18 protein-coding genes are annotated in these 24737 nt (G+C 44.2%); 6 read left to right on the top strand and 12 right to left on the bottom strand.

Features of this window, described 5'->3' with window-relative positions; all coding sequences use genetic code 11:
* The first annotated feature begins 2 nt into the window (after window positions 1-2).
* The gene (locus tag BQ7997_RS20720) at window positions 3-1154 is read left to right on the top strand and encodes a lactonase family protein (protein WP_073347874.1); all 1152 of its coding nucleotides are present in this window, start codon (window positions 3-5) and stop codon (window positions 1152-1154) included.
* Between the two features lie 171 nt (window positions 1155-1325).
* Here the strand turns inward: BQ7997_RS20720 and BQ7997_RS20715 are convergent, their stop codons facing one another.
* The 3 genes from BQ7997_RS20715 to BQ7997_RS20705 form a co-directional block, all read right to left on the bottom strand.
* Window positions 1326-4607 carry a DUF5107 domain-containing protein gene (locus BQ7997_RS20715; RefSeq protein WP_073347873.1) on the bottom strand — a complete coding sequence of 1094 codons (3282 nt, stop codon included), beginning with the start codon at window positions 4605-4607 and terminating at the stop codon, window positions 1326-1328.
* A 157-nt stretch (window positions 4608-4764) separates the two neighbouring features.
* A complete protein-coding gene (locus BQ7997_RS20710) occupies window positions 4765-6147 on the bottom strand; it encodes a sugar porter family MFS transporter (RefSeq protein WP_073347872.1) in 1383 nt (460 codons plus the stop codon).
* Window positions 6148-6187: 40 nt separating this feature from the next.
* Window positions 6188-9004 (bottom strand): sugar-binding domain-containing protein, encoded by a 2817-nt coding sequence (locus BQ7997_RS20705; RefSeq protein ID WP_083589318.1) that lies wholly within the window; start codon window positions 9002-9004, stop codon window positions 6188-6190.
* A 171-nt stretch (window positions 9005-9175) separates the two neighbouring features.
* On the opposite strand from BQ7997_RS20705, the gene BQ7997_RS20700 reads away from it, so the two are divergent.
* Complete coding sequence (locus tag BQ7997_RS20700; RefSeq protein ID WP_073348487.1) at window positions 9176-10066, top strand: AraC family transcriptional regulator; 891 nt, start codon at window positions 9176-9178, stop codon at window positions 10064-10066.
* 102 nt (window positions 10067-10168) lie between these two features.
* On the opposite strand, the gene BQ7997_RS20695 is transcribed toward BQ7997_RS20700, so the two are convergent.
* From BQ7997_RS20695 to BQ7997_RS20655, 9 genes are all read right to left on the bottom strand, one after another.
* The gene (locus tag BQ7997_RS20695; protein ID WP_073347870.1) at window positions 10169-12391 is read right to left on the bottom strand and encodes a beta-N-acetylglucosaminidase; all 2223 of its coding nucleotides are present in this window, start codon (window positions 12389-12391) and stop codon (window positions 10169-10171) included.
* Between the two features lie 95 nt (window positions 12392-12486).
* Window positions 12487-13125 carry a M23 family metallopeptidase gene (locus BQ7997_RS20690; RefSeq protein WP_073347869.1) on the bottom strand — a complete coding sequence of 213 codons (639 nt, stop codon included), beginning with the start codon at window positions 13123-13125 and terminating at the stop codon, window positions 12487-12489.
* A 34-nt stretch (window positions 13126-13159) separates the two neighbouring features.
* Window positions 13160-13825 carry a B3/B4 domain-containing protein gene (locus tag BQ7997_RS20685; RefSeq protein WP_073347868.1) on the bottom strand — a complete coding sequence of 222 codons (666 nt, stop codon included), beginning with the start codon at window positions 13823-13825 and terminating at the stop codon, window positions 13160-13162.
* 57 nt (window positions 13826-13882) lie between these two features.
* On the bottom strand, window positions 13883-14698 hold the full coding sequence (gene pgeF / locus BQ7997_RS20680; protein ID WP_044654795.1) for a peptidoglycan editing factor PgeF: 816 nt from the start codon (window positions 14696-14698) through the stop codon (window positions 13883-13885).
* Window positions 14695-15861 (bottom strand): GTPase ObgE, encoded by a 1167-nt coding sequence (obgE, locus tag BQ7997_RS20675; RefSeq protein ID WP_022137252.1) that lies wholly within the window; start codon window positions 15859-15861, stop codon window positions 14695-14697. The genes pgeF and obgE overlap by 4 nt, the downstream gene beginning before the upstream one ends.
* 71 nt (window positions 15862-15932) lie before the next feature.
* Window positions 15933-16502 carry an adenylate kinase gene (locus BQ7997_RS20670; RefSeq protein WP_044655680.1) on the bottom strand — a complete coding sequence of 190 codons (570 nt, stop codon included), beginning with the start codon at window positions 16500-16502 and terminating at the stop codon, window positions 15933-15935.
* A 33-nt stretch (window positions 16503-16535) separates the two neighbouring features.
* Window positions 16536-17072, bottom strand: coding sequence for a hypoxanthine phosphoribosyltransferase (gene hpt, locus BQ7997_RS20665; RefSeq protein ID WP_044656189.1), 537 nt, complete (start codon window positions 17070-17072; stop codon window positions 16536-16538).
* A gap of 41 nt (window positions 17073-17113) precedes the next feature.
* Entirely contained in the window at window positions 17114-18658 is a 1545-nt protein-coding gene (locus BQ7997_RS20660) for a peptide MFS transporter (RefSeq protein WP_073347867.1), read from the bottom strand.
* Window positions 18659-19374: 716 nt separating this feature from the next.
* Window positions 19375-19599, bottom strand: coding sequence for a winged helix-turn-helix domain-containing protein (locus BQ7997_RS20655; protein WP_085959208.1), 225 nt, complete (start codon window positions 19597-19599; stop codon window positions 19375-19377).
* Between the two features lie 828 nt (window positions 19600-20427).
* Between BQ7997_RS20655 and BQ7997_RS20650 the strand changes: the two genes are divergently transcribed.
* The 4 genes from BQ7997_RS20650 (at window position 20428) to BQ7997_RS20635 (ending at window position 24732) form a co-directional block, all read left to right on the top strand.
* Entirely contained in the window at window positions 20428-21429 is a 1002-nt protein-coding gene (locus tag BQ7997_RS20650; RefSeq protein WP_073347866.1) for a hypothetical protein, read from the top strand.
* A 342-nt stretch (window positions 21430-21771) separates the two neighbouring features.
* A complete protein-coding gene (locus BQ7997_RS20645) occupies window positions 21772-23283 on the top strand; it encodes a bifunctional ADP-dependent NAD(P)H-hydrate dehydratase/NAD(P)H-hydrate epimerase (RefSeq protein WP_073347865.1) in 1512 nt (503 codons plus the stop codon).
* A 73-nt stretch (window positions 23284-23356) separates the two neighbouring features.
* A complete protein-coding gene (locus BQ7997_RS20640; RefSeq protein ID WP_044654908.1) occupies window positions 23357-24424 on the top strand; it encodes a DUF4831 family protein in 1068 nt (355 codons plus the stop codon).
* Window positions 24425-24447: 23 nt separating this feature from the next.
* Window positions 24448-24732, top strand: a complete 285-nt coding sequence (locus BQ7997_RS20635; protein ID WP_073347864.1) for a hypothetical protein — start codon at window positions 24448-24450, stop codon at window positions 24730-24732.
* Window positions 24733-24737: the final 5 nt, after the last annotated feature.

Genomic DNA, 24737 nt, shown 5'->3' with positions numbered 1-24737 from the left:
ATATGATAAAATTTATCGCCACTATCTGTATAATCAGTATGACCACCATCAGTTGCACATCAAAAAAAGCTGCCCGGACTGAAAGTTCCGAACCAGTGAATCAAGAGTTAACAATGCTCGTAGGTACATATACCGCAGGAGACAGTAAAGGAATTTACAGCTTTCGTTTCGACGAAGAAACCGGAACAGCCACTGCACTCAGTGAAGCAGAAGTAGAAAATCCCTCTTATCTCGTACCTTCTGCCGACGGAAAATTTGTGTATGCAGTCAGTGAATTCAATAATGAACAGGCTACCGCCAACGCATTTGCCTTCGATAAAGAAAAAGGGACTTTCAAATTACTGAACTCACAGAAGACTGGCGGTGAAGACCCTTGCTATATGATTACGAATGGAAAGAATGTGATAACCGCCAATTATAGTGGCGGCAGCATCTCCGTTTTTCCCATCGCCAAAGACGGTTCACTCCTGCCCGCTTCCGATATTATAAAATTCGAAGGTTCGGGAGCCGACAAAGAACGGCAGGAAAAGTCACACTTGCATTGTGTCCGTATCACGCCGGATGGTAAATACCTATTTGCCGATAATTTAGGGACAGACCAGATACATAAGTTTATCATTCACCCGGAAGCGGATGCAGAGAACAAAGAAAGCTTCCTCAAAGAAGGCTCTCCTGCCGCCTTTGAAGTGAAAGCAGGTTCAGGCCCCCGGCATCTGACATTTGCTCCGAATGGTAACTATGCTTATCTGATAAACGAACTTTCGGGCACGGTAATCACTTTCGAATATAAGGATGGAAACTTGAAAGAGATTCAGACAATAGCCGCCGACACAGTCGGAGCAAAAGGAAGCGGCGATATTCATATCAGCCCGGACGGAAAGTTTCTATATGCCAGTAACCGGTTGAAGGCGGACGGTATCGCTATCTTCCGTATCGACTCCGAAAACGGGAAGTTAACGAAAACAGGTTATCAACTGACAGGGGTTCATCCGCGCAACTTCATCATTACACCGAATGGAAAATATCTGTTGGTGGCTTGCAGGGATAGTAATGCGATTCAGGTTTATGAAAGGGATGCGGATACGGGATTATTGACCGATATACAGAAGGATATTAAAGTAGACAAGCCTGTGTGCATAAAGTTCGTGCCGTAACTTACGGATAACTAACGAAAAAAGCTAGCCACAGCCTACTCAGACAAGGGATTATTCTCACCACGATGGGAAAAAATTCTCATTGCAATGAGAAAAAGTTCTCACTACTATGAGTATTTTTTCTCATAGTAGTGAGAATACTCGAGAATTTGTACTTCCCTAATAATGTTCCTATCCTATCAGGTTCCGGAAAGCCTGAATCCCCTGATGATTAATATCCAATCTTTCTATCTCACTTAATAACCGGACGGATTTCTCCTTCTGGTTCAGTCCCCAATATCCTAATGCCATCATATATTTGCAGTGAATTACGTTCCTTATCGTCAAGTCATCCTCCCAAATCAACAAATCGGGTAGAGATACTGCAAAATAATCCATTTTAATCTTGTCAAACAAGTGTTTTTCGCCGTAAGAGGTCAATTTATGAAAGCGACCGTTAGCCTCATCCATACGCCCGAGCTTCAATAATGCCAGACCCTGATAGAATATTTTATCGGGTTTTGCATCGTTGTAGTACATGGCGGCAGCCGGTTCGGTAGGTCCAATGATTGCCTGTTCCCAACATTCCGCAGCCTTGTCCTGTTGTCCCAATCCTTCGTAGGCACAACCCAGAAAGTAGTAAAAATCGTTTTCCTGTGCACCATACAATTTGCCTTCACCAAGATGATGCGGATATTTCAGACATTCTTCCAATAATGATATTGCTTCTTTATTATCACCGACAGCTAATGCTTTTTTTGCCAATTCCACACGAGCCAGTTGATATTGGGCAGGCACTTTTCCTTCACCACCCTCCCAGGGGTGGAAGTTATGTGCATCCAATACCGATTTCGCCTTTTCGTACTCTCCTGTCTGATTCAACAAGGTGATTTCTTCCAGTATCAGGTCATCACGCTGCTTAATCAAATCAGGATATAGTTGTAGGAAAGCAAGACGCTCTTTGTGTGAACGACGGACACGTTTGTAAAGTTGGTCGAGTTCCATCAAGATACGTGCGTCGGTTGGGTCAAGACAGAAAGCTCGTTCCATACACTCGATGGCTTTTGCTTCCTCATTTTTCTTATTGAAGAATACCAGAGCCAGGTTACGCCATACAGTCGGGAAGCTATCGTCCAGTCTTGCGGAAGTTTCCCATGCCTTCATAGCCAAGTCGTACTGGCGCTTGTCGTAGTAAAGATTGCCCAAATAGTAAGGAGCTCTTGCATCGTCCGGGTTTTGTTCCATGGCACATTGCAAGGCAAGAATTGCTTCCAACCGGTTGGGGAAACAGTAATCGGGACATGCCTTGACTGCGTCGTCAAATGCTTGTTTCACTCCGGACAGCCCTCCCTGGTGCAGACACCAACCCAAATAATAGTAAGTCATCGGAGTAACGATACCTTCGGCAATGGCTATATTCCATAAGGAAGCAGCTTCCTGCCAACAACCTGCGGCACAATAGTCGAGAGCTATTTCATCATAGTTGTGAGGTTCGCCACGCATCATCTCTTTCATAACAGCCAGTTCATCGGCTACGTTCGTAATCAGATACTTCTCATAACGACAGCCAAAGTTGAATTTATCAATAACCAATGAATCTTCAATTAGTTGCAGGGCTTCTTCGGTTTTGTCCATCCGGCGGAGAATAGCAGTTTTCAGAGCACGGGCTTTATGATTATGCCAGTTGCGGATAAGCGAACGGTCTATTTCGTCCAGTGCATCCTCCAAACGATTCTGTAGGATAGAAATCTGCGCGCAGGCAAAGTATCCCGCATCCTGCCAGGCGGCATTCCAACAAGATTTATAAAAACGGTCGTAAGCGTCATTGTAACGTCCCTGATATTTCAGGGCAAGACCGAGATTATAAATCGGTTCTCCGTCGTATGGATTCGGATTACGTTTCTGTAAGGTCTTTACGGCTGTAAGCAAGTATTGCTCCGCTTTATGGAAACGGCCTTTACGGATATACCACAGACCAAGCGCGTTATTATTACGCACATCAATCGGGTCACGGCGCAATGCTTCTTCGTAGTATTCTACGGGATTGTATGTGGCGTGTCTGTACTGTTCCAAATGCAAGCCGGTCAGATAAAGCTGTTCGGTAGTCTTTATTTCTTCCGGTAGCAGGGCTGCTTCGGCAGCGTCGGGAATAGGTTTCACTTCTTCCGGTTCCGCATGCCAATAAAGTAGTTCCTTTCCGTTTGCCGTGATTTCAAGAATCAGTTTGTTGAGTTTCTCACCCTTCACATTTACTGTTTCATCCAGCAGTTCTTCCGGAGTGACAGTCACTTCCTCACTATAATATATTTTCCCGTCTTCACCTTTCAAGACGACGTTTACCGTCTGGCGTGAAGTAGCAAATATCTTGAAACGAACACTGTCCTCCCCTTCCGGTTCAATGTTCATCAGCAAGTCCCTGCTGGCATTCTTCACCACTCCCAATTCCCGATAAGGCAGGAAATATTGGACGAAACTCTTTTCTTCGTAAGGTTGCAGCCAGGTAAAGTCCGGTTGGTTTTCGGTATATACACCTGCCATTAGTTCAATGTACGGCCCATCCTCATCGGTCAGGTTACGATCCCATGCACGGCCGAAATCACCGTTTCCCCAAGTCCACTGTTTCTTGCCCGGAGAAATGTGGTGGTTGGCTACATGAAGCATGCCGGCATGGGTATCATTCTCATATCCACCCTCGAAGTTAAAGCGGGAGTTGACGGCCATATAGGAAGTAGGAACCTTGATATTCTTATAGTTCGAGATGTCCACTCCGGCAGAATAATCCATCTTGTAGTAAGTACCCGTTGCGATGGGGAAACTGGATACGGCCCGTTTTCCATGGTCAAACACGGCATTGATATCGGGCGGGAATACGCTCTGATAATAATCGTTCACCGCTACGGCAGGGTTTGCCCACCACAGGAAGGTCTGCGGCACTTCGGTACGGTTGTAAAGCACCCCTTTGATTTCAAGAAACGCATGTCCGGGACGAAGCGTAAATCCTGCCATTCCTTTCTGATGGAACATACGTTCCATTTCATTCACCCATACCGTGACACTTCCGTCAGCATTTTCCTCAATAGTCGTATCTACGGGCATATAGGTGCTGGGGCGGTGATGTTGAGGCCAGTTAAACTCAATGCCGCCTGAAATCCACGGTCCGGCAAGCCCTACCAATGCAGGCTTTATCACATGATTATAATAAATGAAATGACGTTCTCTGATTTTATCGTATGCCATCTGTACACGTCCGCCTAGCTCAGGTAGAATCATCACTTTGATGTATTCGTTTTCGATAAAAATAGCATTGTATTCCTTATCCACTTTCTCATCGGACATCGATTCAATCACAGGATAAGGATAAACTACCCCGCTGCTGCCTTGATACACACGCTTCTCCAAGAAAATTGGATTCTTCTCCGGTTTGCCTACTTCATAAGTAGGGATAACCACCTTTTCTTTCCATGCTTTTACCATCGTATTATTGATTATAAATTTGTTTTTTTATTCATTGACAAAGAAATCAAGAGATAAAGAGGGTCAGGGACAGGGAGATTTTACATTCTCCCTGCCTGATTGATGATGGTATCCAATACCTATTTACTTACTTGTTAATTTGCCAACCTGCTATTATTTATTTGATTAAATCCTTTTCCAATGCTTCCAGTGATTTGCCTTTCGTTTCGGGCAACGCACGAAAGAAGAACAGGTAGCCAACAGCACAAATGGCTGCATAAATCCAGAATGTACCGCTGCTTCCCAAGAAATTATTCAGTAACGGGAAAGTATATGTCAGCGTGAAACTACCTACCCACAAAGCAAACGTACAGGTTGCCATCGCAACGGCACGCACCCGGTTAGGGAAGATTTCGGCAAGCAATACCCAAGTGATAGGCCCTAGAGACATCGCGTAGCAAGCGATAGCCAAAACGACGAGTACCACCATAAAGAATCCGCTTACTTCGAAGAAATAGCAAGTGCCGAGAATGAGATAGATGCCTGCCAGCCCTCCGGCTCCCAACAGCATCAAGACGCGGCGTCCCAAGCGTTCAACTGTATAGATAGCCACAAAAGTAAAGATTACATTTGCCACACCCGTCACCACAATATTAAAGAGAACATCTCCCAACGAATATCCTGCAGACTGGAATATCTCCTGCGCATAATTGAAGATAACATTCGTACCGCACCATTGCTGGAACACCGCCACAATAATGCCAAGAACAAGTACTTTGCGGAACGGGCGACTGAATAATAACCGCAATCCTCCTTCCGACTTCGAGGAACCGGTTTCTTCCACCAAACGAAGTTCCCGGTCGGCATAATCATCACCGCCTATTTTACTAAGCACATTACATGCTTTTTCTTCTTTTCCTTTCATCGCCAGCCAACGGGGACTTTCAGGGATGAAGCATGCCAACAACAAGAATATCGCAGCAGGGAAGGCAGCCGCCCAGAACATCCATCGCCATCCCATCTGCCCGTTCCATGAAGCACAAATATCCACAGGAGAAAAGTCTGTAGGAATAGGTTCTGCAATCAGCCAGTTAGTGACTTGAGCGCCAAGGATACCGAGTACAATCGTCAATTGATTCAGCGAAACGAGTTTTCCCCTGATTGACGTAGGAGCTACTTCGGCAATATACATGGGAGAAAGTCCCGAAGCGATTCCGATTCCGATACCGCCCAGGAAACGGGCTGCCAAAAACCAACTAAATACGGAAAACGCTCCGGTAGCATAAGCTGAAGACAAGAATATGAAAGCAGAAATTATCAGGAGAGGCTTACGTCCATAACGGTCTGCCATCATGCCTGACACCATAGCGCCAATCAAACAACCGAGCAAAGCCACGCTCATGGCAAGTCCCTGCATGGCGGGTACATCGGCAATATCGAAATAGAGTTCGTAGAAAGGCTTCGCTCCCCCTATCACCACCCAGTCGTAGCCGAAGAGAAGTCCGCCCATCGCAGAGACTAAACAGATAAAATAGACAAACTTTTTATTATAACTTTTCATATCATAAGAAGATTAATTAACACCCGACATTCCTTTGTTTCTAGTCCAATCCCCTATAAATGGATGTCGCTTTTGTTTCTATTATTTCACCTTCATTCTTTAGTATCAGGCTTCTGATATCATTCTCACCAAGCACCGTCCGGGGAGCAAAACTTTCTGAATTCATATATGTAACCAGACTGTAAAGCATCTGTTGTATTTCAGGCTTGTCACTTCCCTCGGAAAGAATATCCATAGCACTCACTATCAGTTTGCCCTTTCCACATCTGGTTTCAAAGACAGACACCAGTTTTCTGTTATTCGTAAAATTATCAACAGATTCCACAATCGGCTCAACCGGTGGCAACGAATCGGCAACAAGTACCTTCGACCTTTTCACCAAATTCCACCATTGCCAGTTACTATGCATTTCCGTAGGGAAGTGCCGCAAAGCTGCATGCCGAGGATTGCACAGAAGTCCCATTGTTCCTGCCTGCTTTGGAAAATGAACAGGACTCCAGAAGACGGGAAGAAATTTCCCTTCCAATCCTTTCAGATAATTTACTTTGGGAGAAAGCAATACTTTTCTTCCTTGATTTAATGCTGCCAGAGCTTCTTCTACATTCTGCGTCAGCAGGACATCTCCGACATTCAATGACTCGATATGAGGATATACCCAAACCGACCATGTATTTTTCCATTGAGTGCCTTCGATGGATACTGTGAAATACAACCTTGAAGCTTTACGCACACTTTTAAGTTCAGCACGAATGTCCCCGCATTGTGTCACGTTTCCTTTGGATATACTTTCAACATCCAGTCTGCCGTTTGAAATTTGCGTCCCTGCTTCATCGACCAACTGCCACAATATCCGTTTATTGTCGATAGCCGTATCCGAATAATTGGCAACTTCAATAGATGCAGCGAATGTCTCATCTCCCGAATAAGTGGCTTTGGCGAAACGAGCCAGCGGAACAACCGGCGCACAGAACTGCCTGAAAACAGATGGTTCAATCAGCCCTTTTGAATCCCAGAAAGCATCTAAAAGTCCGACCAATGCAGTTCCCTGCCCCGGGAAGTCATGCAAATCCAACAACTGAAAACCACTGAACTTTTTAGTCTTCATCGCTCTTTCTATCTCTTCCTTGTATAACAAGACCGCCAATTTTCCCGATGCTTCCAAAAAGTCTCCCGCTTTCGAATATAATCCTTTCCTCTGCAAATCCTGTTTAACAGCCTTAAAATTCAGAGGTTCCAATACTCCCGTGTATTTTTCTATTTCTTTCAGATCCGGAAACACCGCATACTGCCCAATCTCGTGAGAGATAAGAGGCACATTCATATCCTGCATGGCAGCACTATAATCTTTATAGAAACAAGGCGGCTCTTGGTCGAAAATACCTTGTCCCCTCACCCAGCCTTTATCCGTCCATTGCGTAACAAAGAAGTCATCTTCCGGCTCCGGTTTCGCTCCATGTCCTTTTTCAAAAGTAAAAGTAGAAGTTGTGTATAAGCGCCTGCTATCTCGCCCTTTCATGTATCTGACCATGTCATTCAGCAATTTAAAGTCATACTGAAGCTCATTACCGACACTCATCATACAAAATGACGGATGATTTCCATAGGTTTCGATAATCCGGTCAAATTCGTCATAAAGAAACTTGGTCATAGCCTCATCCTTACCGATAGTATAAGACCAGTTCGGTAGTTCCACCTGCAAATAGAAACCTAACTTATCCGCAACACTAAATGCCGCTTCCGGCGGACACCAGGAGTGAAATCTCAAATGGTTCAGTCCCCACTCCTTAGCCGTAGTAAAGACTTTCATCCAACCTTCTTCAGTCATCGGCGGAGTGCCCGTCAGAGGAAAAATGCAACATTCCAATGTTCCGCGCAGGAAAATTCGATTGCCGTTGATTGTCAGGATACCTTGACCGTTATCTATCTCACGCATCCCGAAAGAAACATCTTTCCGTTCGGTTTTCTTCCTGTCAAAACGGCAAACAACAGACAAGTTATATAACTCAGGAGTAAACTCATTCCATTTCTTTATATCCATACCCAACTGACAGTCATATTCAAGCTTCTGCCTGCCTCCTTTCAGTGTAACCTGAAATTCTTTTTCTTCAAATTTCTGTCCAACACCGGGTTGCCCGACCTGCAAAGTAAGTTTCACTTTCTCCGGTTTGTGTCCGCTATTCTCCAAGGCAACAGCCACGCGTATCTTCCCGTTCCTGACATCAGGATAAACATTCACATGCTCAATACTGATTTTCTGCCGGGTGGTCAGTTTCATTTTACCCAACACTCCATTCCACATAATCTGAGTGTCATTGGTATAGGCATGCGCCAAGTCGTTCGCAGAAATATCATATCGCTTTCGATTGTCAATACGCAAAGTTATCATATGTTTACCTGCCGGCAGACCTTTCGGTAAGACAAACCGGTGGGGAGCAATCAAGCTTTCCTGCGCACCCGCCACTTCTTCTCCGTCAATCCACAGGCGACTCTGCCACAGAACCCTTTCGAAAGAGAACTCCAACGGTTGTCCCGCCATACTTTTAGGAATATCAATCTCACGGTTATACCAGGCAACTCCTACATAAGAGTTCTTACGAGTCAGACGAAGCAACTGCGGTTTTTCCAGCTTGGGGACAAGCTGGTTGGGATTCCCCTTTTGAGCCAAGTCCGTAGTTCCGGGCAGGCTTATACTCTCAGAGAAGGATTTCAGATACCATTCCTCTTTTTCTCCCACATTCATACTATCTAAAGCCAATCCCCAGTTTCCACTCAAGTCCAACAAACTTTGGGCAGTAGAAATACTGGAAATTCCTAATAATACTATAAACAAGAAAGATTTCATATTATAACTTTTCATACTATTAGAAGATTGATTAATTAATATTGCAAAGATAGGAGTGGTTGAGTAGACAAAAAATAGAATTTCATTTTATAAAGATGGACAATCTTATTTTTAATGTATTATTTGACAGATAACATACATTGTTATATATTTGCGCAGAACAGTCGAATCAAATACTATGAGATTATGGTAAAGTTGAAAGATGGATTTACCGGGGAAAGAGCTTTAGTGCTTCCCCGCATTATCATTGACAAAATGGAAGAAGACCCTCTTACTTCCATGCTACACATCACCGACATCGGATATTATCCGAAAGCCAAACATCATTTTCGGGAACGGAAAGAGCCCATTAACCAATATGTATTTATCTATTGTATAGACGGAGCCGGATGGTACCGCATCGGCGAACAGGAATATACGGTATCCGCCAACCAGTATTTTATTCTCCCTGCGGGAGTTCCTCATGCCTATGCTTCCGACAAATCGTGTCCATGGACTATTTACTGGATACACTTCAAAGGTATCCTTGCACCGTTTTATGCACAGGAAGCCGGCAGACCGATGGACATCCAGCCCGAACTACATTCGCGCATCAGTACCCGGATTAACCTGTTCGAAGAAATATTTAACACACTGAAGAATGGATATAGCAATGAAAACTTGCGCTATGCATTCTCCATGTTCCACTTCTACCTGGGAACATTACGATATATACAGCAATACCGCAACGCCGCAAACAATGATTCGCAGGAAGACGAAAATGTAAGCGAACTGGCGATTCATTATATGAAAGAAAACATGGAGAAACATCTCACCTTACAGGATTTAGCCGACCAAATCGGGTATTCTCCTTCCCATTTCTCCATGTTGTTCAAAAAGAAAACGGGGCATAGCCCACTGACTTACTTCAACCTATTAAAAATACAACAAGCCTGTCTGCTGCTCGACACAACAGACATGAAAATTAACCAGATATGCTATAAGATAGGTATAGAAGACACTTATTACTTCTCCCGCCTATTCAGCAAAATCATGGGAATGTCGCCACGGGAATACCGCAAGTCGAAGAAAGGGTAATATACTTTTCGGAAAGAATTGAAAAAAGAAAGCTGTGTCAACGGAATCTTTTCAAAACCGGACACAGCTTTTTTATTTAATAATGCTCTCTATATAACAGGATTATTTCTTTTCAACAGTCAGAATGAACTGGCGCAAATAGACTTGTTGCTCTTCATTGCTGATATTAGTAAACCGGACAAACTTGACAGGAGTTTTTTGCAGATTAGCAGATAGACGGGCATCCTTCTGTGCTAATTCTATTGCTTTCCATTCCTTGCCATTTGCGGAAACTTCAAGACGTCCCCATGTGCAGGGTTCTTTTTTACCAAAGTTAATGTCGATATTTTCTCCGGGATAAACATTATCCAGTTCTATTTCCACAGTATTTCCCGCTGCCCATCTCACCACTTCATTGGACGGCGAGATAAGTATCCGGCTAGCTTTAACCTGCAATGGCAGATTCTTTATCTGTTCCACATTGCTAACTAACTTATGGGGCATGTAATTTGTGGTAGCATCCAGTTGGCTTCCAGTCTTTTGATTATAGCGGTTCACAGCCGTTACAAACAGTTCATCAATCAACGGTTTGATAATCTTTGAAGCAACCTTCACTCCCGGCTGATAAGGATTCTGATTGTAGTTCTGATCGGTATGGAACATTTGCTGCTGCAAAGACTTGACATGATTATATTTACGTAAAAAATAAGGTTGTGAATCTTGTTGTTGGGCTACCACCAGCTTCAAGACTTCTTCACCTAGTTCTCCCATCAGCTTGAACTGATATAGCCAGGGAGTAATTTCTTTAATAAGCGGTTCGTTCTCCGTATTTGTCAGCAGAATATCGCTCGCTTCTTCCATGCGTTCAAACGTATTCTGCAAAGTTTCAAAATCGGCCTTTTCATAACTGCCGTCTTTGACATAACCCTTGAGGAAACGTTCTACAGCCGGTTGGATATCCATAGATTCTTCCCGACGGTAACCGTGTCCGTTAGGGCCCAGGTCGGAATTGTGCATGGCAAAACATTCCAGTTCGGCAGCCGCTCCGGGCAGGATGTTACGGATAGCGTCTTTCCATGTTTTCCACGTATCGTATTTAGTCGGATTCCATGCGTAACTTGCTACACTGAAAATGGCAATCTTCGATGCTTCCGCATGTTCCATCGGATTGGTGACAAATCCCGCCATCTCGTTGGCTATTGAAGTATCATTGCCGTAAACTTGTCCGAGCAACAAATGATCGCGTACATAATCGGACACAGGGAAGTTCCACCAAATATAGGCCGGGCGCTTGATACGTTCGTTAATCCAGTTGATGCCGTCACGGGTAATATCCGAAACGACACGGTCGCCTGTCCACATTATTTGGATGGAAGGATTCAGTTTCTCACCAAGCGTAGTGAGATAATTGCCTTTCGGGTTAGACCAGCTTTTGTTATATTCCGTAGGACACATGACAAGGGGAGTCACATCCGACTTTACTTTCACGAAATTATCATCAATATAGTTCAGTAGTTCCGCTTGTTTCTGAGGATTCGTTCCTTCGCCCGAAATGTCATCAAAGAATACGGCAAACGAACGTACACCAAGCTGATACATCTTCTCAAATTTGGCAAGCAGCAAATCCCGGTCTTCCTGGTTCCATTTGATGTCCTGTCCCGGATGGATGGCCCATACAAAATCGACTTCGTTCTCGCCGGCTACTTTTACCAGTTCCCGCAACTGCACAGCTTCCTTTTCAGGATAAGGCAGACGCCAGTTGGGGGCACTATGATACGGATCGTCTTTCGGGCCGTATATATAAGTATTCATCTTATTCTCTCCATAAAACTTCAATTGGCGAAGACGTGCCTGATGACTCCAGGGAGTTCCATAGAATCCTTCTACTACACCACGGTAACGGATGGAAGGATAATCCTTTATTTCTATTTCTGCCAGTTTTCCATTTTTCAATAGTCGGGCAAAAGTCTGCAAGGCATAGTAGGTGCCCCGCTCGTCATTTCCTGCCAGGACAATTTCTTTATCATTGATGGCAAGATAGTATCCTTCATCGTGTTTGGGAATCAGATGTTTGTATTTACGCACACTCTTATCGTCTTTTTCGCCGATATAAATACGAAGCCCATTCTTGCCGCTCTGTTTGTCCGAAAGTAATTCTTGCAGGGCTTTTACCGCGTGAGGATTAGCTTCTTCTTCACCGGTCAGCAGATAGGTGGAAGGTAAGTCTATATTCTTATCCTGAACAGTAAATTGTTGGGGAACAGGTTGTAAATTAATATTTTGTGAGAATACGGTTGTAACGCACAGAAGACAAGCTCCTAAAAAATAAATCTTGTTGTTCTTCATAAGTAGTCATATATGGGGGTTAGTTATTAGTGTTTGAACAATCACACAAAGAAATGCAAATTAATCAAAAATTGCAAGTTTATCGAATATAGATGTTACTTTTTATTCTGTGCAACGCGATTATCGGGTATGTGTGTTTTCACTACAATCCCATTCCCGTTTTTCGTACACTTGACGCATCCTTTACGCAAGGTCTTTTCCTTCATATCGAAGATAAGGTTCGGGTTGAAGTGCTGTCCGTTGATACGGGTTTCGAAGTGTAGATGCTCCGTCGTGGCACGACCGGTACGTCCCGTCAGTCCGACAGGCTGTCCGGCTTTTACGGTATCGCCGCTTTGGACGAGGTTCTTGAAGTTATGGCTGTAAAGAGTTTCCAGTCCGTTGGGGTGGCGTATGACAACCAGGTTTCCATACGCATAATAGGGTTTGGACATACGCACTATGCCGTCGAAAGCAGCACGAATCGTATCTTTCGCGCAAGTCTTGATATCTGCGCCCGAATGTCCCCCACGAGTTCCGTAGGCAGAGATTACTTTACCTCCGGGCAATGGAAAGGCATATTCATGTTCCTGCAAAGAATCCAGATGCAAGTAAAGATGATTGCTTTTAGCAAATAATCCGGGAGTAGCCACCCGGACATCTTTTATCTCCCTGGCAGAAAAAGGAGATTTATTCTGCGCGTTGATGATAACAGACAATAATAAAACTGTAAGTGAAATAAGTATGTTCTTCATGTATTTTTTCTTTTTGCAGCTCAGGCAGAGCTGATTATTCGAAGAATAAAAGTTCACCGCCATCCGATTCCGCATAGTCCCTCAACAAGGACTGAATCATTTCAGCAGCTTCCTTCAAACCTTCTTTTCCATTGTAACCGTTGACGATAGCAAGAATATGAGTCGTTCCGATATCCATCTTCGTACGTTCATGGTCGCTTGTAGGCGTTCCGATGCCGCCAAAAGAATCACGATAGACGGGCAGTCCTTCGATATTCAAGATTCCGCGTCCGATACCTTCGAAAGGTTCTTCCGCTTTGCCGATACCAAGTTCGAGATGCGTGCCTTGTATCTTATCGGCATCGAAACCGCCGATAGAGTGTCCTGTGCGGAGAGACACCAGATTGATAAGGTCTACCAACGTATCAATCTGATATAAAGGAATTCCACGCATCAGGCGGCGGCGCAAAGCCTCTGCCGACGGGCGGTAACGTCCCGGGTCTTTCCCGCAACGCTTGTAGGCTTCGCGGGTGGCCACAATCACCGGCTGACGTTTAATATCTTCCATTTGCGTAGCGGCAGTCAGTTGTTCGGTGAAAGCATTGATTTCCTTCCAAAGACCTTCGCAGTAAGCGGTGTTCTTCACTGCCGCATATACGGCTGCTCCGGCAAAAACCGGGCAGGCATTCTTTATTTCCTGAGATACTTTTATTTCAAACATAACTTGTCATAAACTAATTACCGGCGTCAAAAGAACAAGGGTTGCAGACATCGAATCTTACTTTCTAATCATGATTCCCGACAATATGCGACCGGAATTAATACCCAGCCTGCGTGCCGAAAAGAATTCATCATGATGAATATAGGTGCAGACACCCGCCACTTCAATCTGCCCGGCAGGAACTCCCGCATCAAGCAGTTCAATCCGGTTTGCTTCCCACAAGTCGATATGATATTTGCCTGTCTCCTTCTTTTTAATAGAGATGGCAGACATATCGAAGCCGTTTTCTTCAAAGATTTCATAAACCTCATTGCCCACTTCAAAGGATTCAAGCGAAATGCTCGGACCGATGCAAGCTACCAAATCTTCACCCCGCGTATCGAAATTCCGTTTCATAAGCCGCATCACATAGCTGACAATACGCTTCACTGTCCCTTTCCATCCGGCATGGACAGCGGCTACCACCCGGTGCTTTCTATCGTACAGCAGTACAGGCACGCAATCCGCAGTCGTGACACAGATACAGAATCCGGGCACATCGGTAATCAATGCGTCCATTCCTGCCAAAAGAGCCCGTCTCGTTTCCAACGAATTATTCCTTAGAAAAGATTCATCGATTATCAGACTATCGCAACCATGTATCTGTTCCGGAATAAACAATTCCCTAATCTGATGTTCCATATGTTGGAATAGCACAAACTGATTGTGATTGACGTTCATACACGAGTCATTCGTATAAGGCGAGCAATTGAACGAGGCATACGTCCCTCCACTGATACCGCCATGACGTGTAGTGACGAAATGAGCTACTTCGGGGTACGCTTTCAGCAACTCATACCCCATCAGCACCTTGTCTTTAGTGAGTGAAATCATTTATCTTCCCAATCTTCTTCTTCGTATTCATAGTCGAAATCATCGTCATCACTGTCAACATCGTCGTCATATTCATAGTCGATGTCTTCATCTTCGCCCATGTCCTTGAGTTCCTGTTGCAGACGGGTCACGTCTTTCGGACGGTGAACGATTGCTTCTATCTTGTTGCTTTCCTTGTTCAGCTCCGCCCACAGGATATCTTTCAACTCGGAGATTCCCAAACCGGAAACAGAAGATATGAATATATGAGGTATGCCTTCCGGCAATGTAGGTTCAATCTCGTCCATCAATTCCTGGTCGAGCATATCGCTCTTGGTGATAGCCAACACACGTTGTTTGTCCAGCATTTCAGGATTGAAGGTACGCAGTTCGTTCAGCAGGATATCGTATTCTTTACGAATATCGTCGCTGTCTGCCGGAACCATGAACAGCAGTAATGAGTTACGTTCGATATGACGCAGGAAACGCAGTCCCAAGCCTTTACCCTGGCTGGCTCCCTCAATAATTCCCGGTATATCCGCCATCACGAAAGATTTTCCGCCGTGATAGGAAACGATACCTAAATTCGGTTCTAGAGTAGTAAACGGATAATCGGCTATTTTCGGTTTTGCCGCCGAAATGGAAGAAAGCAATGTAGACTTTCCCGCATTTGGGAAACCTACCAGGCCGACATCGGCAAGCAGCTTCAACTCCATGATAACGGTCATTTCCTGCATCGGTTCTCCCGGCTGTGCAAAACGCGGAGCCTGACGGGTTGCCGTTTTGAAATGGCTGTTACCCTGACCGCCGCGACCGCCTTTGAGCAAGATCACTTCCTGTCCGTCTTCCGTCACATCACAAAGATACTCTCCGGTTTCGGCATTATAGACCACCGTTCCGCAGGGTACTTCTATTATTTTATCCGCGCCGTCTTTTCCGAAGCTGCGTCCTTTACTTCCCGATTCGCCATGGCCTGCCATTGCGTGACGGTCATACTTCAGGTGAAGCAATGTCCAGTAGTTACGGTTACCGCGCAGGATGATATGACCTCCTCTTCCGCCATCGCCCCCGTCGGGCCCTCCGTTAGGACAATATTTCTCGCGCCTCATGTGCGTAGAGCCTCTTCCGCCCTTACCCGAGCGACAGTATATCTTTACGTAATCAACAAAATTCGATTCAGCCATATTCTTTTAGTAAGTTAAAATGGTCAGTAACCAAAGCGAGATACTCCGGCCACTGACCTATCTGTTTATTATTACAATTTGTCTACTGCTTCGCAGATTTCTGCAAAGATACCTTCCATAGTACCCAAACCGTTGATGTGCTGGTATTTCTCTTCGTTCTTGTACCAGTCAATCAGCGGGGCAGTCTGTGAATGATATACATGCAGGCGTTTTTTAATAGTCTCTTCGTTGTCATCCGCACGACCGGAGTCTTTGCCACGTTTGATAAGACGCACCATCAGTTCTTCTTCAGGAACATCGAGGTCTACCATAACAGAAACATCCTGTCCTCTTTCAGCCAACATTTTCTTTAATGCTTCCGCCTGTGCAATTGTTCTCGGGAAACCGTCGAAAATTACACCTTTGCTATCTTTGAAGCTATCGAATACGCTTGCCAGAATATCAATCATCAGTTCGTCAGGAATCAATTGACCTTGGTCGATGTATCCTTTAGCAGTTTTACCCAGTTCTGTGCCGTTCTTGATTTCTGCACGCAATACATCTCCTGTCGAGATGTGGTTGATTCCATACTTTTCTACAATACGTTCGCTCTGCGTTCCTTTTCCTGAACCCGGAGCACCGAAAATTACAATATTCAACATCTTTTTTACCTAAAAATTAATTTGTATTTGAATTTAATCTACTACTGTATAAATGTCGGGATAATTACGTCCGAAGCCGTCATAGTCCAGTCCGTAACCTACGATAAAGTCATTCGGAATCTCCATCGCTACATATTCAATATTCAAGGCTACTTTTAGTTTTTCCGGTTTCACCAACAGGGAAGCGATATGGATTTCGGCGGGATTGCGTGTACCTAGTGTATCCAACAGGCGTTGCATAGTCAGTCCCGTATCCACAATATCTTCCACAATGACAACCGTACGTCCGGCAATGTCCTCATTCAGGCCGATTACTTCCTTAATCACTCCGGTGGAAGTGACTCCCTGATAAGAAGCCAGCTTGACGAATGAGATTTCACAGGGGATTGTGATATGCTTCAACAAATCGGCGGTAAACATGAATGAACCGTTCAACACACTAAGGAAAAGCGGATTCTTACCTGCCAAATCGCGGTTAATTTCGTTCGCTACGCGAATCACTTCTTTCTGAATATCTTGTTCCTTAATAGAAACGGTAAATAGTTTGTCTTTTATCTGAATGGTATCCATAACCGGTAATTTTAAAAAAGTTGTCGCAAAAATACAATTTTTTATTCTACCCCGTGCATCATCTTCTGTAATTTCTTCGAAAGAAGGAACAGAATCAGTGAAGCGACACCTGACATTACGACGAATACCATGAAGAAGTCATACATTGTTGCAATCTGATAACCCAGGATTGTTTTCACCTTTCCATCTTCGGGATAAAGCCCGCTCAACATACCTGCAAACTTGTTGGCTGTGGCGGTAGAGAGGTACCAAATTCCCATCATCAGGGATGCGAAACGCAACGGGCTCAATTTGTTAACCATAGAAAGTCCGATAGGTGACAGGGCGATTTCACCCATCGTATGAATGAAGTAAAGTCCGGTCAGCCAAATCATGCTTACTTTTACTCCGGGAACGGCATCTTTCACTCCAAAGCAAATGAAAAGGTATCCCAAAGAGAGCAGTAAAAGACCGATGGCTTGTTTGGTCGGAGAAGCCGGTTCCATCTTTCGTTTGTTCAGGAAGCTCCATACGCCCGGCATGATATAAGCCAATACAACCACGAATAGCGGATTGAAAGACTGGAACCAGGAAGCCGGCATTTCCCAGCCGAGAATATCGCGGTTGGTTTGCTCAGACGCAAAAAGCGTCAAGGATGCTCCTGCCTGTTCGTAGGCTGCCCAAAAGAATATGACGAAAAAGGCTACGATATAGATTACGAAGATACGGCTGCGTTCTATCTTAGTCAGCGAGCCGTCCAACAGGATGAGTACCGGGAATACGATACAAGCCGTGAAGATACCTACACTAATCCAGTCACCGCTAAAGATGTAGCCGAAGAATGACAGCAGGACGGCAGTTAATATCGTTATTATGACGGCATTGCGGACTTTAGTCCGTGTGTCCATTTTCGGGTGGGAGATGTGCCCGGCTTTATCTTCTTTCTTTTCACGCTTGGCGTCGGGGATAATGCCGATAGGTTCTCCGGACGGTGAGAAAAGGTATTTGTTCTTTTGAGTTTCGAAAAGTACGACGGTAAACAGTGTCATGATTCCGGCTGCAAGGAATCCCCATTTAAAATCGTGAGGATCTCCCGTATCTCCCAAATAACCGCAAATCAACGGAGCAGCGAAAGAACCGACATTCACTCCCATATAGAAGATGGTATATGCCGCATCCAACCGCTTGTCTCCCGGCTCATAGAGTTGTCCCACCAAAGAGGAAACGGTAGGCTTGAAACAGCCGTTGCCCAAAATCAGAAATCCGAGTCCGCCGTACATCAGCCAATGCGCCAGTCCGGTATTATTCAGCGTGGAAGCACTCATAAACATAAGGAACTGCCCCACTGCCATCATCATCGCTCCCCAGAAAACGGAACGACGGATACCCCAGTATTTATCGGCAATGTATCCGCCAATCAAGGGGGTCAGATAAACTAATCCGGTATAGCTACCGTAGATAGATGCCGCAGCTTCCTTGTCAAACAATAATGCCTGCGTCAGGAAAAGAATAAAGATGGCACGCATTCCGTAATAACTGAAACGTTCTGCCGTGCTGGTCGCGAAAATCAGATAAAGGCCTTTCGGATGCCCTTTCAATGCACTCATGAATTTATGTGTTTTAGTAGTTTATGGGGCGCAAAGGTAGGAAAAATAGAGAACATGTCAAAAGCCTGTAGTGATGACTTTTGACAGGTTTGTAGATTTAAAAATCTTCGTTAATTATAATGAAAGAGTTAATTACAATCAGTATCCCAATAGAGGCTTTACTGATTCCAACCTTTACCTGGAATAAAGGTACAATATTGAATTTCGACTCCCATAATGCCACCGGATGTACTGGAAATATTTCTAACTACATAAATGCCTGTATAACGTTCCTCTTGTACGCCATTATAGTTATATATATATTTGATAATATATGCATACCCTGGTTTACATGCTACTTTATTTGCCCATCCACTTTCTGCAATCTTATTCGTATCGATAGAACCTAAACCATTTTTTTCACCGAGAAAATGACGTGGAACCGAACTTTATCACAACTTGAGACTCTGGAATGCCCTACTAAACAATAAAGTTAAGCCCACGTCAAGAAACGCAGGCGTTATAACTCTCTATCCTTGTTCAGTAGTGAATACCGGCTCGTTTTATAATTCACAGAATGAATATCAAGAGAAAAGAATGAACTACGAAAAGACTAGTAGAAGATAGGGAATAATAATATTTCAGGCGCAAATACTCCTACATATCCACCTCATTAAATTTTCAACAACGTAAATAATCAAGTGGAGTTCCACCTTAAATGTAAATTAGTCGTCACTTTAGCCAAAAGTAAATTCGACATTTTCGATACTGGCAAAGAGCATTCCTTCCCTTTTTCTCAGAAAAACTTTGCTTTCTCTAGCTAGCCAACCGATAGCAAGAGCTACGTCTTCAAAGGTCAAACCTAACTCACGGCACAAATCGAACATTGAAAGTTCACCCTTTTCATTTAAGATGCGCCATACTTTTCCTGCATTCAAACCAATCCTAGTCTTTTCCATAATGCAAACTTTTAAAGATTAAACAATCTATTATTTATGATTTAATCATTGTGAGCATAGGAAAATAATGTTATTCGCATTACCTACTTACAAAGATAACATTTTTCTCGAAAAATACAAATAATCAAAAGCTTACGTCGCAAAAGTCTGTCCATTTCTATAGGGGTAAGAAATAAAACGATGTGTAGATGAACTTGTTCAAACCAGTACTGAAGTAAATAGAATGATATACTTGACTTGCTCAAGTCTCCTACATCTTTTCATTGAGTTTAGTACTTGTTCCACTCAAGTCTACTACTAAATAGTAAAAGAACAAAACGCTTTCAGCTTTCAGTTCTTCAAAAAAGCTCCTTTTCATCGAAGGTTTTTCCTGAAAGCAAACCTGAATGCAAAAGTGTACAATTTTAATTCCTCTTATGATACTATATCTACTTGTAACAAAGGTTCTGTTTTAGCGAAACGGAGCTTGCATTTCATTAAAACAGAGCCTCTGTTTCACCAAGATAGAGGCTCTGTTCGGTTCAGCCCACGTCCCGATAAGTTTCAGCCGACAGGTAAACAACCCTGAGTCCACGTGCCATCCACTTTTACCCGCGTGATGAATCTATATCCCCCGCTTGTTGAACATATAGAACCAACGCGGTGAGTATATATACCTACTACGCTGAATATATAGATACACCATCTAACTTGAAAAACTGAAACGACTGAAACCGGATTATAGCATGACTATTCAAATAGTTCCTTCCCGATAGAAGAATTTAACCTTTCCATCCTCTCATTAATCAAATAAAAGAAGTATATTTGCTTAATTATTAAACTGTAAGCAATATGACTATCATCGCCAATCCCATTTACGACGCCGTCTTCAAATTCCTGATGGAAGACAAGAAAGTCGCCAAGATATTTCTTTCCGCATTGCTCAAAAAGGATATCATAGACCTTGAAATGCGCCGCCACGAGTATACTTCCATGGAACATACGCGCATCTCACTCTTTCGTATAGACTTCTCAGCAAAGATTCGTGAGAACGACGGTTCGGAACACCTTGTCCTCATCGAACTGCAAAAGACCTGGCTCATCACTGAAACCTTGCGCTTCCGCCAGTACCTGGGCACACAGTATCTCAACAAGGAGAACATTATCGAAGAAAAGAACGAGCATGGACAAAGACGAACCTACGGTTTGCCCATCATCTCTATCTACATTCTGGGACATCCCTTGGGTGACCTTACCGAGCCGGTGGTTTACGTACGTCGCCGCTATCTGGATTATGACGACAATCCTCTTCCTTCTCCCGATCCCTTCATAGAGAGTCTGACTCATGACAGCATCATCGTACAGATTCCTTTTCTCACCGGTCGAACCCGTAACCGCCTCGAACGTTTGTTGAGTGTATTCGATCAGGAATACCGGCAGGCTGATAGCGAACACTATCTGGAAATTAACGATGAGCATCTTGATGATGAAGTGAAGTATGTTGTTCATCGCCTGCTGAAGGCTGCCGCCGCACCCGACGTGCGTCGTGCCATGGAGATAGAAGACGAGATTCTTTCTGAAATTGAGGACAGGGATACAACAATTATGATGAAGAATAAGGAAATTGAGCAGAAAGAGCAGGAAATTGAGCAGAAAGAGCAGGTGATCGAGCAGAAAGAACAGGTGATTGAGCAGAGCAAGCAGGTGATTGAGCAGAGCAAGCAGGTGATCGAGCAGAAAGAACAGGTGATTCGTTCAATGGTCAAGATGCTCTGCAACAATGGGACATCGGTTGAAGAGATATCCAAACAATTGTCAATACCAGTGGAGCAAATCAAACAATACATCGATTAATATATTATTCTCCTCTGATAAAGATACAAACGATATAAAAATAGGGGCAAGCTACTCTTGTTTGCAAGAGTAGCTTGCCCCTATTTTTCCTATTATCGTAGTAACACTATTCTACTTTTCTCATTGTTTGAGTTGATAATTCACATAGCAGAATTAGCTCAAAAGCATAACGGACATGAACTAAGTATTGATTTGTCTAGTCTACCAATAGATAAATAATAACTTATCAGCAATATCCCATGCCCTATCCAACCATGATTAACAAGTTTTCTTCCCACAACAAACGGGAAAAGTCAGAAGAATCATGTACATTTGTAGTTCGAAAACTAAAAGAACATTGTAATGAAAATATTTCCAAGTAGCAGTATCAAGAAATTGGACGCTTATACCATTGAGCACGAACCGATTGCATCAATCGACCTGATGGAACGTGCGGCAACAGTACTAACCAAAGCTATCACGGACAGATGGGGGACGGAAACACCCGTCACTATCTTTGCCGGGCCGGGGAATAATGGCGGAGATGCCCTTGCCGTAGCCCGCATGATGGCTGAAAAAGGATATAAAACGGAAGTATATCTCTTTAATACAAAAGGAAATCTTTCGCCTGACTGCCAGACAAATAAGGAACTGGTGGAAATGATGGAAGAAGTTACATTCCATGAAATCAGTACACAGTTTGTACCGCCCGTTCTGACACCCGACCATTTAGTGATTGACGGATTATTCGGTTCGGGACTGAACAAGCCGTTAAGTGGCGGGTTCGCAGCCGTGGTGAAATATATTAATGCTTCTCCTGCCATGGTAGTAGCCATCGACATTCCTTCCGGGCTGATGGGAGAAGAAAATACATTCAATGTAAAAAGCAATATTATCTGTGCAGACGTTACTTTCAGTCTGCAACTGCCGAAACTAGCTTTCCTTTTTGCAGAAAATACTGAATTCGTAGGCGAATGGGAATTATTGGACATTCAGTTGAGCGAAGAGGGAATCGAAGAGACGGAAACAAACTACGAAATGTTGGAGATTGAAGAAATCCATTCGCTTATCAAGCCCCGCAAGCAATTCGCCCATAAAGGAAATTTCGGTCACGCGTTGCTGATAGCCGGTTCGAAAGGGATGGCGGGTGCATCCGTATTGGCTGCCCGTGCTTGTCTGCGCTCCGGTGTAGGATTGCTCACCGTGCACGCTCCGATATGCAACAACGACATTCTGCAAACTTCCGCACCCGAAGCAATGGTAGAGACAGACGCTAGTGAGAACTACTTTGCCGTACCTACCGACACTGACGATTATCAAGCGGTCGGCATCGGCCCGGGACTGGGACGGAATGAAGAAACGGAAGCTGCCCTTATCGAGCAATTGGAACATTGCCAAACTCCCGTTGTACTGGATGCCGACGCACTGAACATTCTTGCTAACCACCGCCACACACTTACACACCTGCCGAAAGGTTCTATCCTCACTCCTCATCCGAAGGAGTTGGAACGCCTGACCGGCAAATGCCAGGATTCTTACGAACGTCTGATGAAAGCCTGCGAACTGGCTCGTGCAGCACACGTCCACATTATACTGAAAGGTGCTTACTCTGCCATAATCACTCCTGAAGGCAAATGTTACTTCAACCCGACAGGAAACCCGGGAATGGCAACCGGTGGCAGCGGCGATGTTCTGACCGGGGTTATCCTTGCCTTACTGGCACAAGGCTATCCCACCGAAGAAGCTGCTAAAATTGGCACTTATATCCACGGACTAGCCGGAGATATTGCCCAAAAGAAGCAAGGAATGATCGGACTGATAGCAAGTGATATTATCACCTGCCTGCCCACAGCCTGGCGACTTGTAAGCGAATAAAAGTTAAGAACTTACAGTTTTTTCAATAACTTCATTAACTTTGTTTTCAAAACCAGTTAAAAGAGAACCGAATATGAAAAAGTTGATTATAGCAGCGGGCCTACTTATGGCAACTTCCGCTTATGCACAAACCGAAGTACTGACAGGCGTCACCCGTGGAAAGGACTATGGAGTCGTATACAGCCTTCCCAAAACTCAAATAGAACTAGAGATAAAAGCCAATAAAGTCAACTATACTCCGGGTGAATTCAGCAAATATGCTGACCGCTATTTGAGATTGAACAATGTATCCGCTGATCCCGAAACGTACTGGGAACTGACCAGTGTAAAAGTGAAATCGGTAGGAGTACCGAACAGCGAAGCTACTTACTTCGTAAAGTTGAAGGATAAAACAGTAGCTCCTCTTATGGAACTGACCGAAGACGGCATAGTGAAATCTATCAACGTGCCTTACAGCCAAAACAACTCCACGAAGAAAAGCTCCCCAACCGCTCCCGCTCTCCAGAAGAGCGCGAATCCCCGCGACTTTCTGACCGAGGAAATACTGATGGCAAGCTCTACCGCCAAGATGGCGGAATTGGTTGCCAAAGAAATCTACAATATCCGTGAAAGCAAAAATGCCTTATTACGCGGACAGGCAGACAATATGCCGTCGGACGGCGCACAGCTTAAAATCATGCTTGACAATCTGAATGTGCAGGAAGATGCCATGACCAAAATGTTTTCCGGCATACAGGACAAGGAAGAAAAGACATTCACCGTTCGTCTCACTCCTGACAAGGAGTTTAATAATGAAGTGGCTTTCCGCTTCTCCAAGAAGCTGGGTGTGGTTGCCAACAATGACTTAGCGGGAACTCCGTTCTATATCAGCCTGAAAGACTTGAAGACTGTCAAGATGCCACAAGAGGACGGAAAGAAAAAGAAAGATCTGGACGGGATTGCTTACAACGTACCGGGACAAGCAATGGTTACCCTGACTGATGGGAAGAAAAAGCTATACGAAGGTGAACTTCCTGTCACTCAATTCGGTATAATTGAATATTTGGCTCCGGTATTGTTCAACAAGAACTCTACCATCAAAGTGTATTTCGACCCGAATACAGGCGGATTGCTTAAAGTGGACAGAGAAGAAGGCAAATAAAGAACCTTTAAAAAGCAAAGAATATGGGCGGTGAAGGACATATGCTCGACATGATACGCCGGTTAAGCGAAGGGCGGGAAGCATCCCGCCTACGGCGCGAACGCACCAGTGAGAAGTTGAAGCATATGAACCAGGCCAACGATCATTACTCACTGCCCGACACTACCCCGGAAGAAATGGGACGCATCATCAAAGACTCCGAAAAGAAAAAGGAGAAGGACAGTAACTATTTCGTATGGGGAACACTTATCATCATGGGTGCACTGATTGCAACTGCCGTAATATTGTGGGCTGTATTCATCAAATAAATGAT

Source organism: Bacteroides congonensis (assembly GCF_900130125.1).
Lineage (GTDB): Bacteria > Bacteroidota > Bacteroidia > Bacteroidales > Bacteroidaceae > Bacteroides > Bacteroides congonensis.
Note: the sequence above shows the minus strand (reverse complement) of the source record. Positions and strands in the feature narration are given on the sequence as shown.

Bases quoted from the DNA above. Each gene is read 5' to 3' on its own strand.
- BQ7997_RS20720 (WP_073347874.1), top strand. From the start codon at position 3: ATGATAAAATTTATCGCCACTATCTGTATAATCAGTATGACCACCATC.
- BQ7997_RS20715 (WP_073347873.1), bottom strand. From the start codon at position 4,607: ATGGTAAAAGCATGGAAAGAAAAGGTGGTTATCCCTACTTATGAAGTA.
- BQ7997_RS20710 (WP_073347872.1), bottom strand. From the start codon at position 6,147: ATGAAAAGTTATAATAAAAAGTTTGTCTATTTTATCTGTTTAGTCTCT.
- BQ7997_RS20705 (WP_083589318.1), bottom strand. From the start codon at position 9,004: ATGAAAAGTTATAATATGAAATCTTTCTTGTTTATAGTATTATTAGGA.
- BQ7997_RS20700 (WP_073348487.1), top strand. From the start codon at position 9,176: ATGGTAAAGTTGAAAGATGGATTTACCGGGGAAAGAGCTTTAGTGCTT.
- BQ7997_RS20695 (WP_073347870.1), bottom strand. From the start codon at position 12,391: ATGAAGAACAACAAGATTTATTTTTTAGGAGCTTGTCTTCTGTGCGTT.
- BQ7997_RS20690 (WP_073347869.1), bottom strand. From the start codon at position 13,125: ATGAAGAACATACTTATTTCACTTACAGTTTTATTATTGTCTGTTATC.
- BQ7997_RS20685 (WP_073347868.1), bottom strand. From the start codon at position 13,825: ATGTTTGAAATAAAAGTATCTCAGGAAATAAAGAATGCCTGCCCGGTT.
- pgeF (WP_044654795.1), bottom strand. From the start codon at position 14,698: ATGATTTCACTCACTAAAGACAAGGTGCTGATGGGGTATGAGTTGCTG.
- obgE (WP_022137252.1), bottom strand. From the start codon at position 15,861: ATGGCTGAATCGAATTTTGTTGATTACGTAAAGATATACTGTCGCTCG.
- BQ7997_RS20670 (WP_044655680.1), bottom strand. From the start codon at position 16,502: ATGTTGAATATTGTAATTTTCGGTGCTCCGGGTTCAGGAAAAGGAACG.
- hpt (WP_044656189.1), bottom strand. From the start codon at position 17,072: ATGGATACCATTCAGATAAAAGACAAACTATTTACCGTTTCTATTAAG.
- BQ7997_RS20660 (WP_073347867.1), bottom strand. From the start codon at position 18,658: ATGAGTGCATTGAAAGGGCATCCGAAAGGCCTTTATCTGATTTTCGCG.
- BQ7997_RS20650 (WP_073347866.1), top strand. From the start codon at position 20,428: ATGACTATCATCGCCAATCCCATTTACGACGCCGTCTTCAAATTCCTG.
- BQ7997_RS20645 (WP_073347865.1), top strand. From the start codon at position 21,772: ATGAAAATATTTCCAAGTAGCAGTATCAAGAAATTGGACGCTTATACC.
- BQ7997_RS20640 (WP_044654908.1), top strand. From the start codon at position 23,357: ATGAAAAAGTTGATTATAGCAGCGGGCCTACTTATGGCAACTTCCGCT.
- BQ7997_RS20635 (WP_073347864.1), top strand. From the start codon at position 24,448: ATGGGCGGTGAAGGACATATGCTCGACATGATACGCCGGTTAAGCGAA.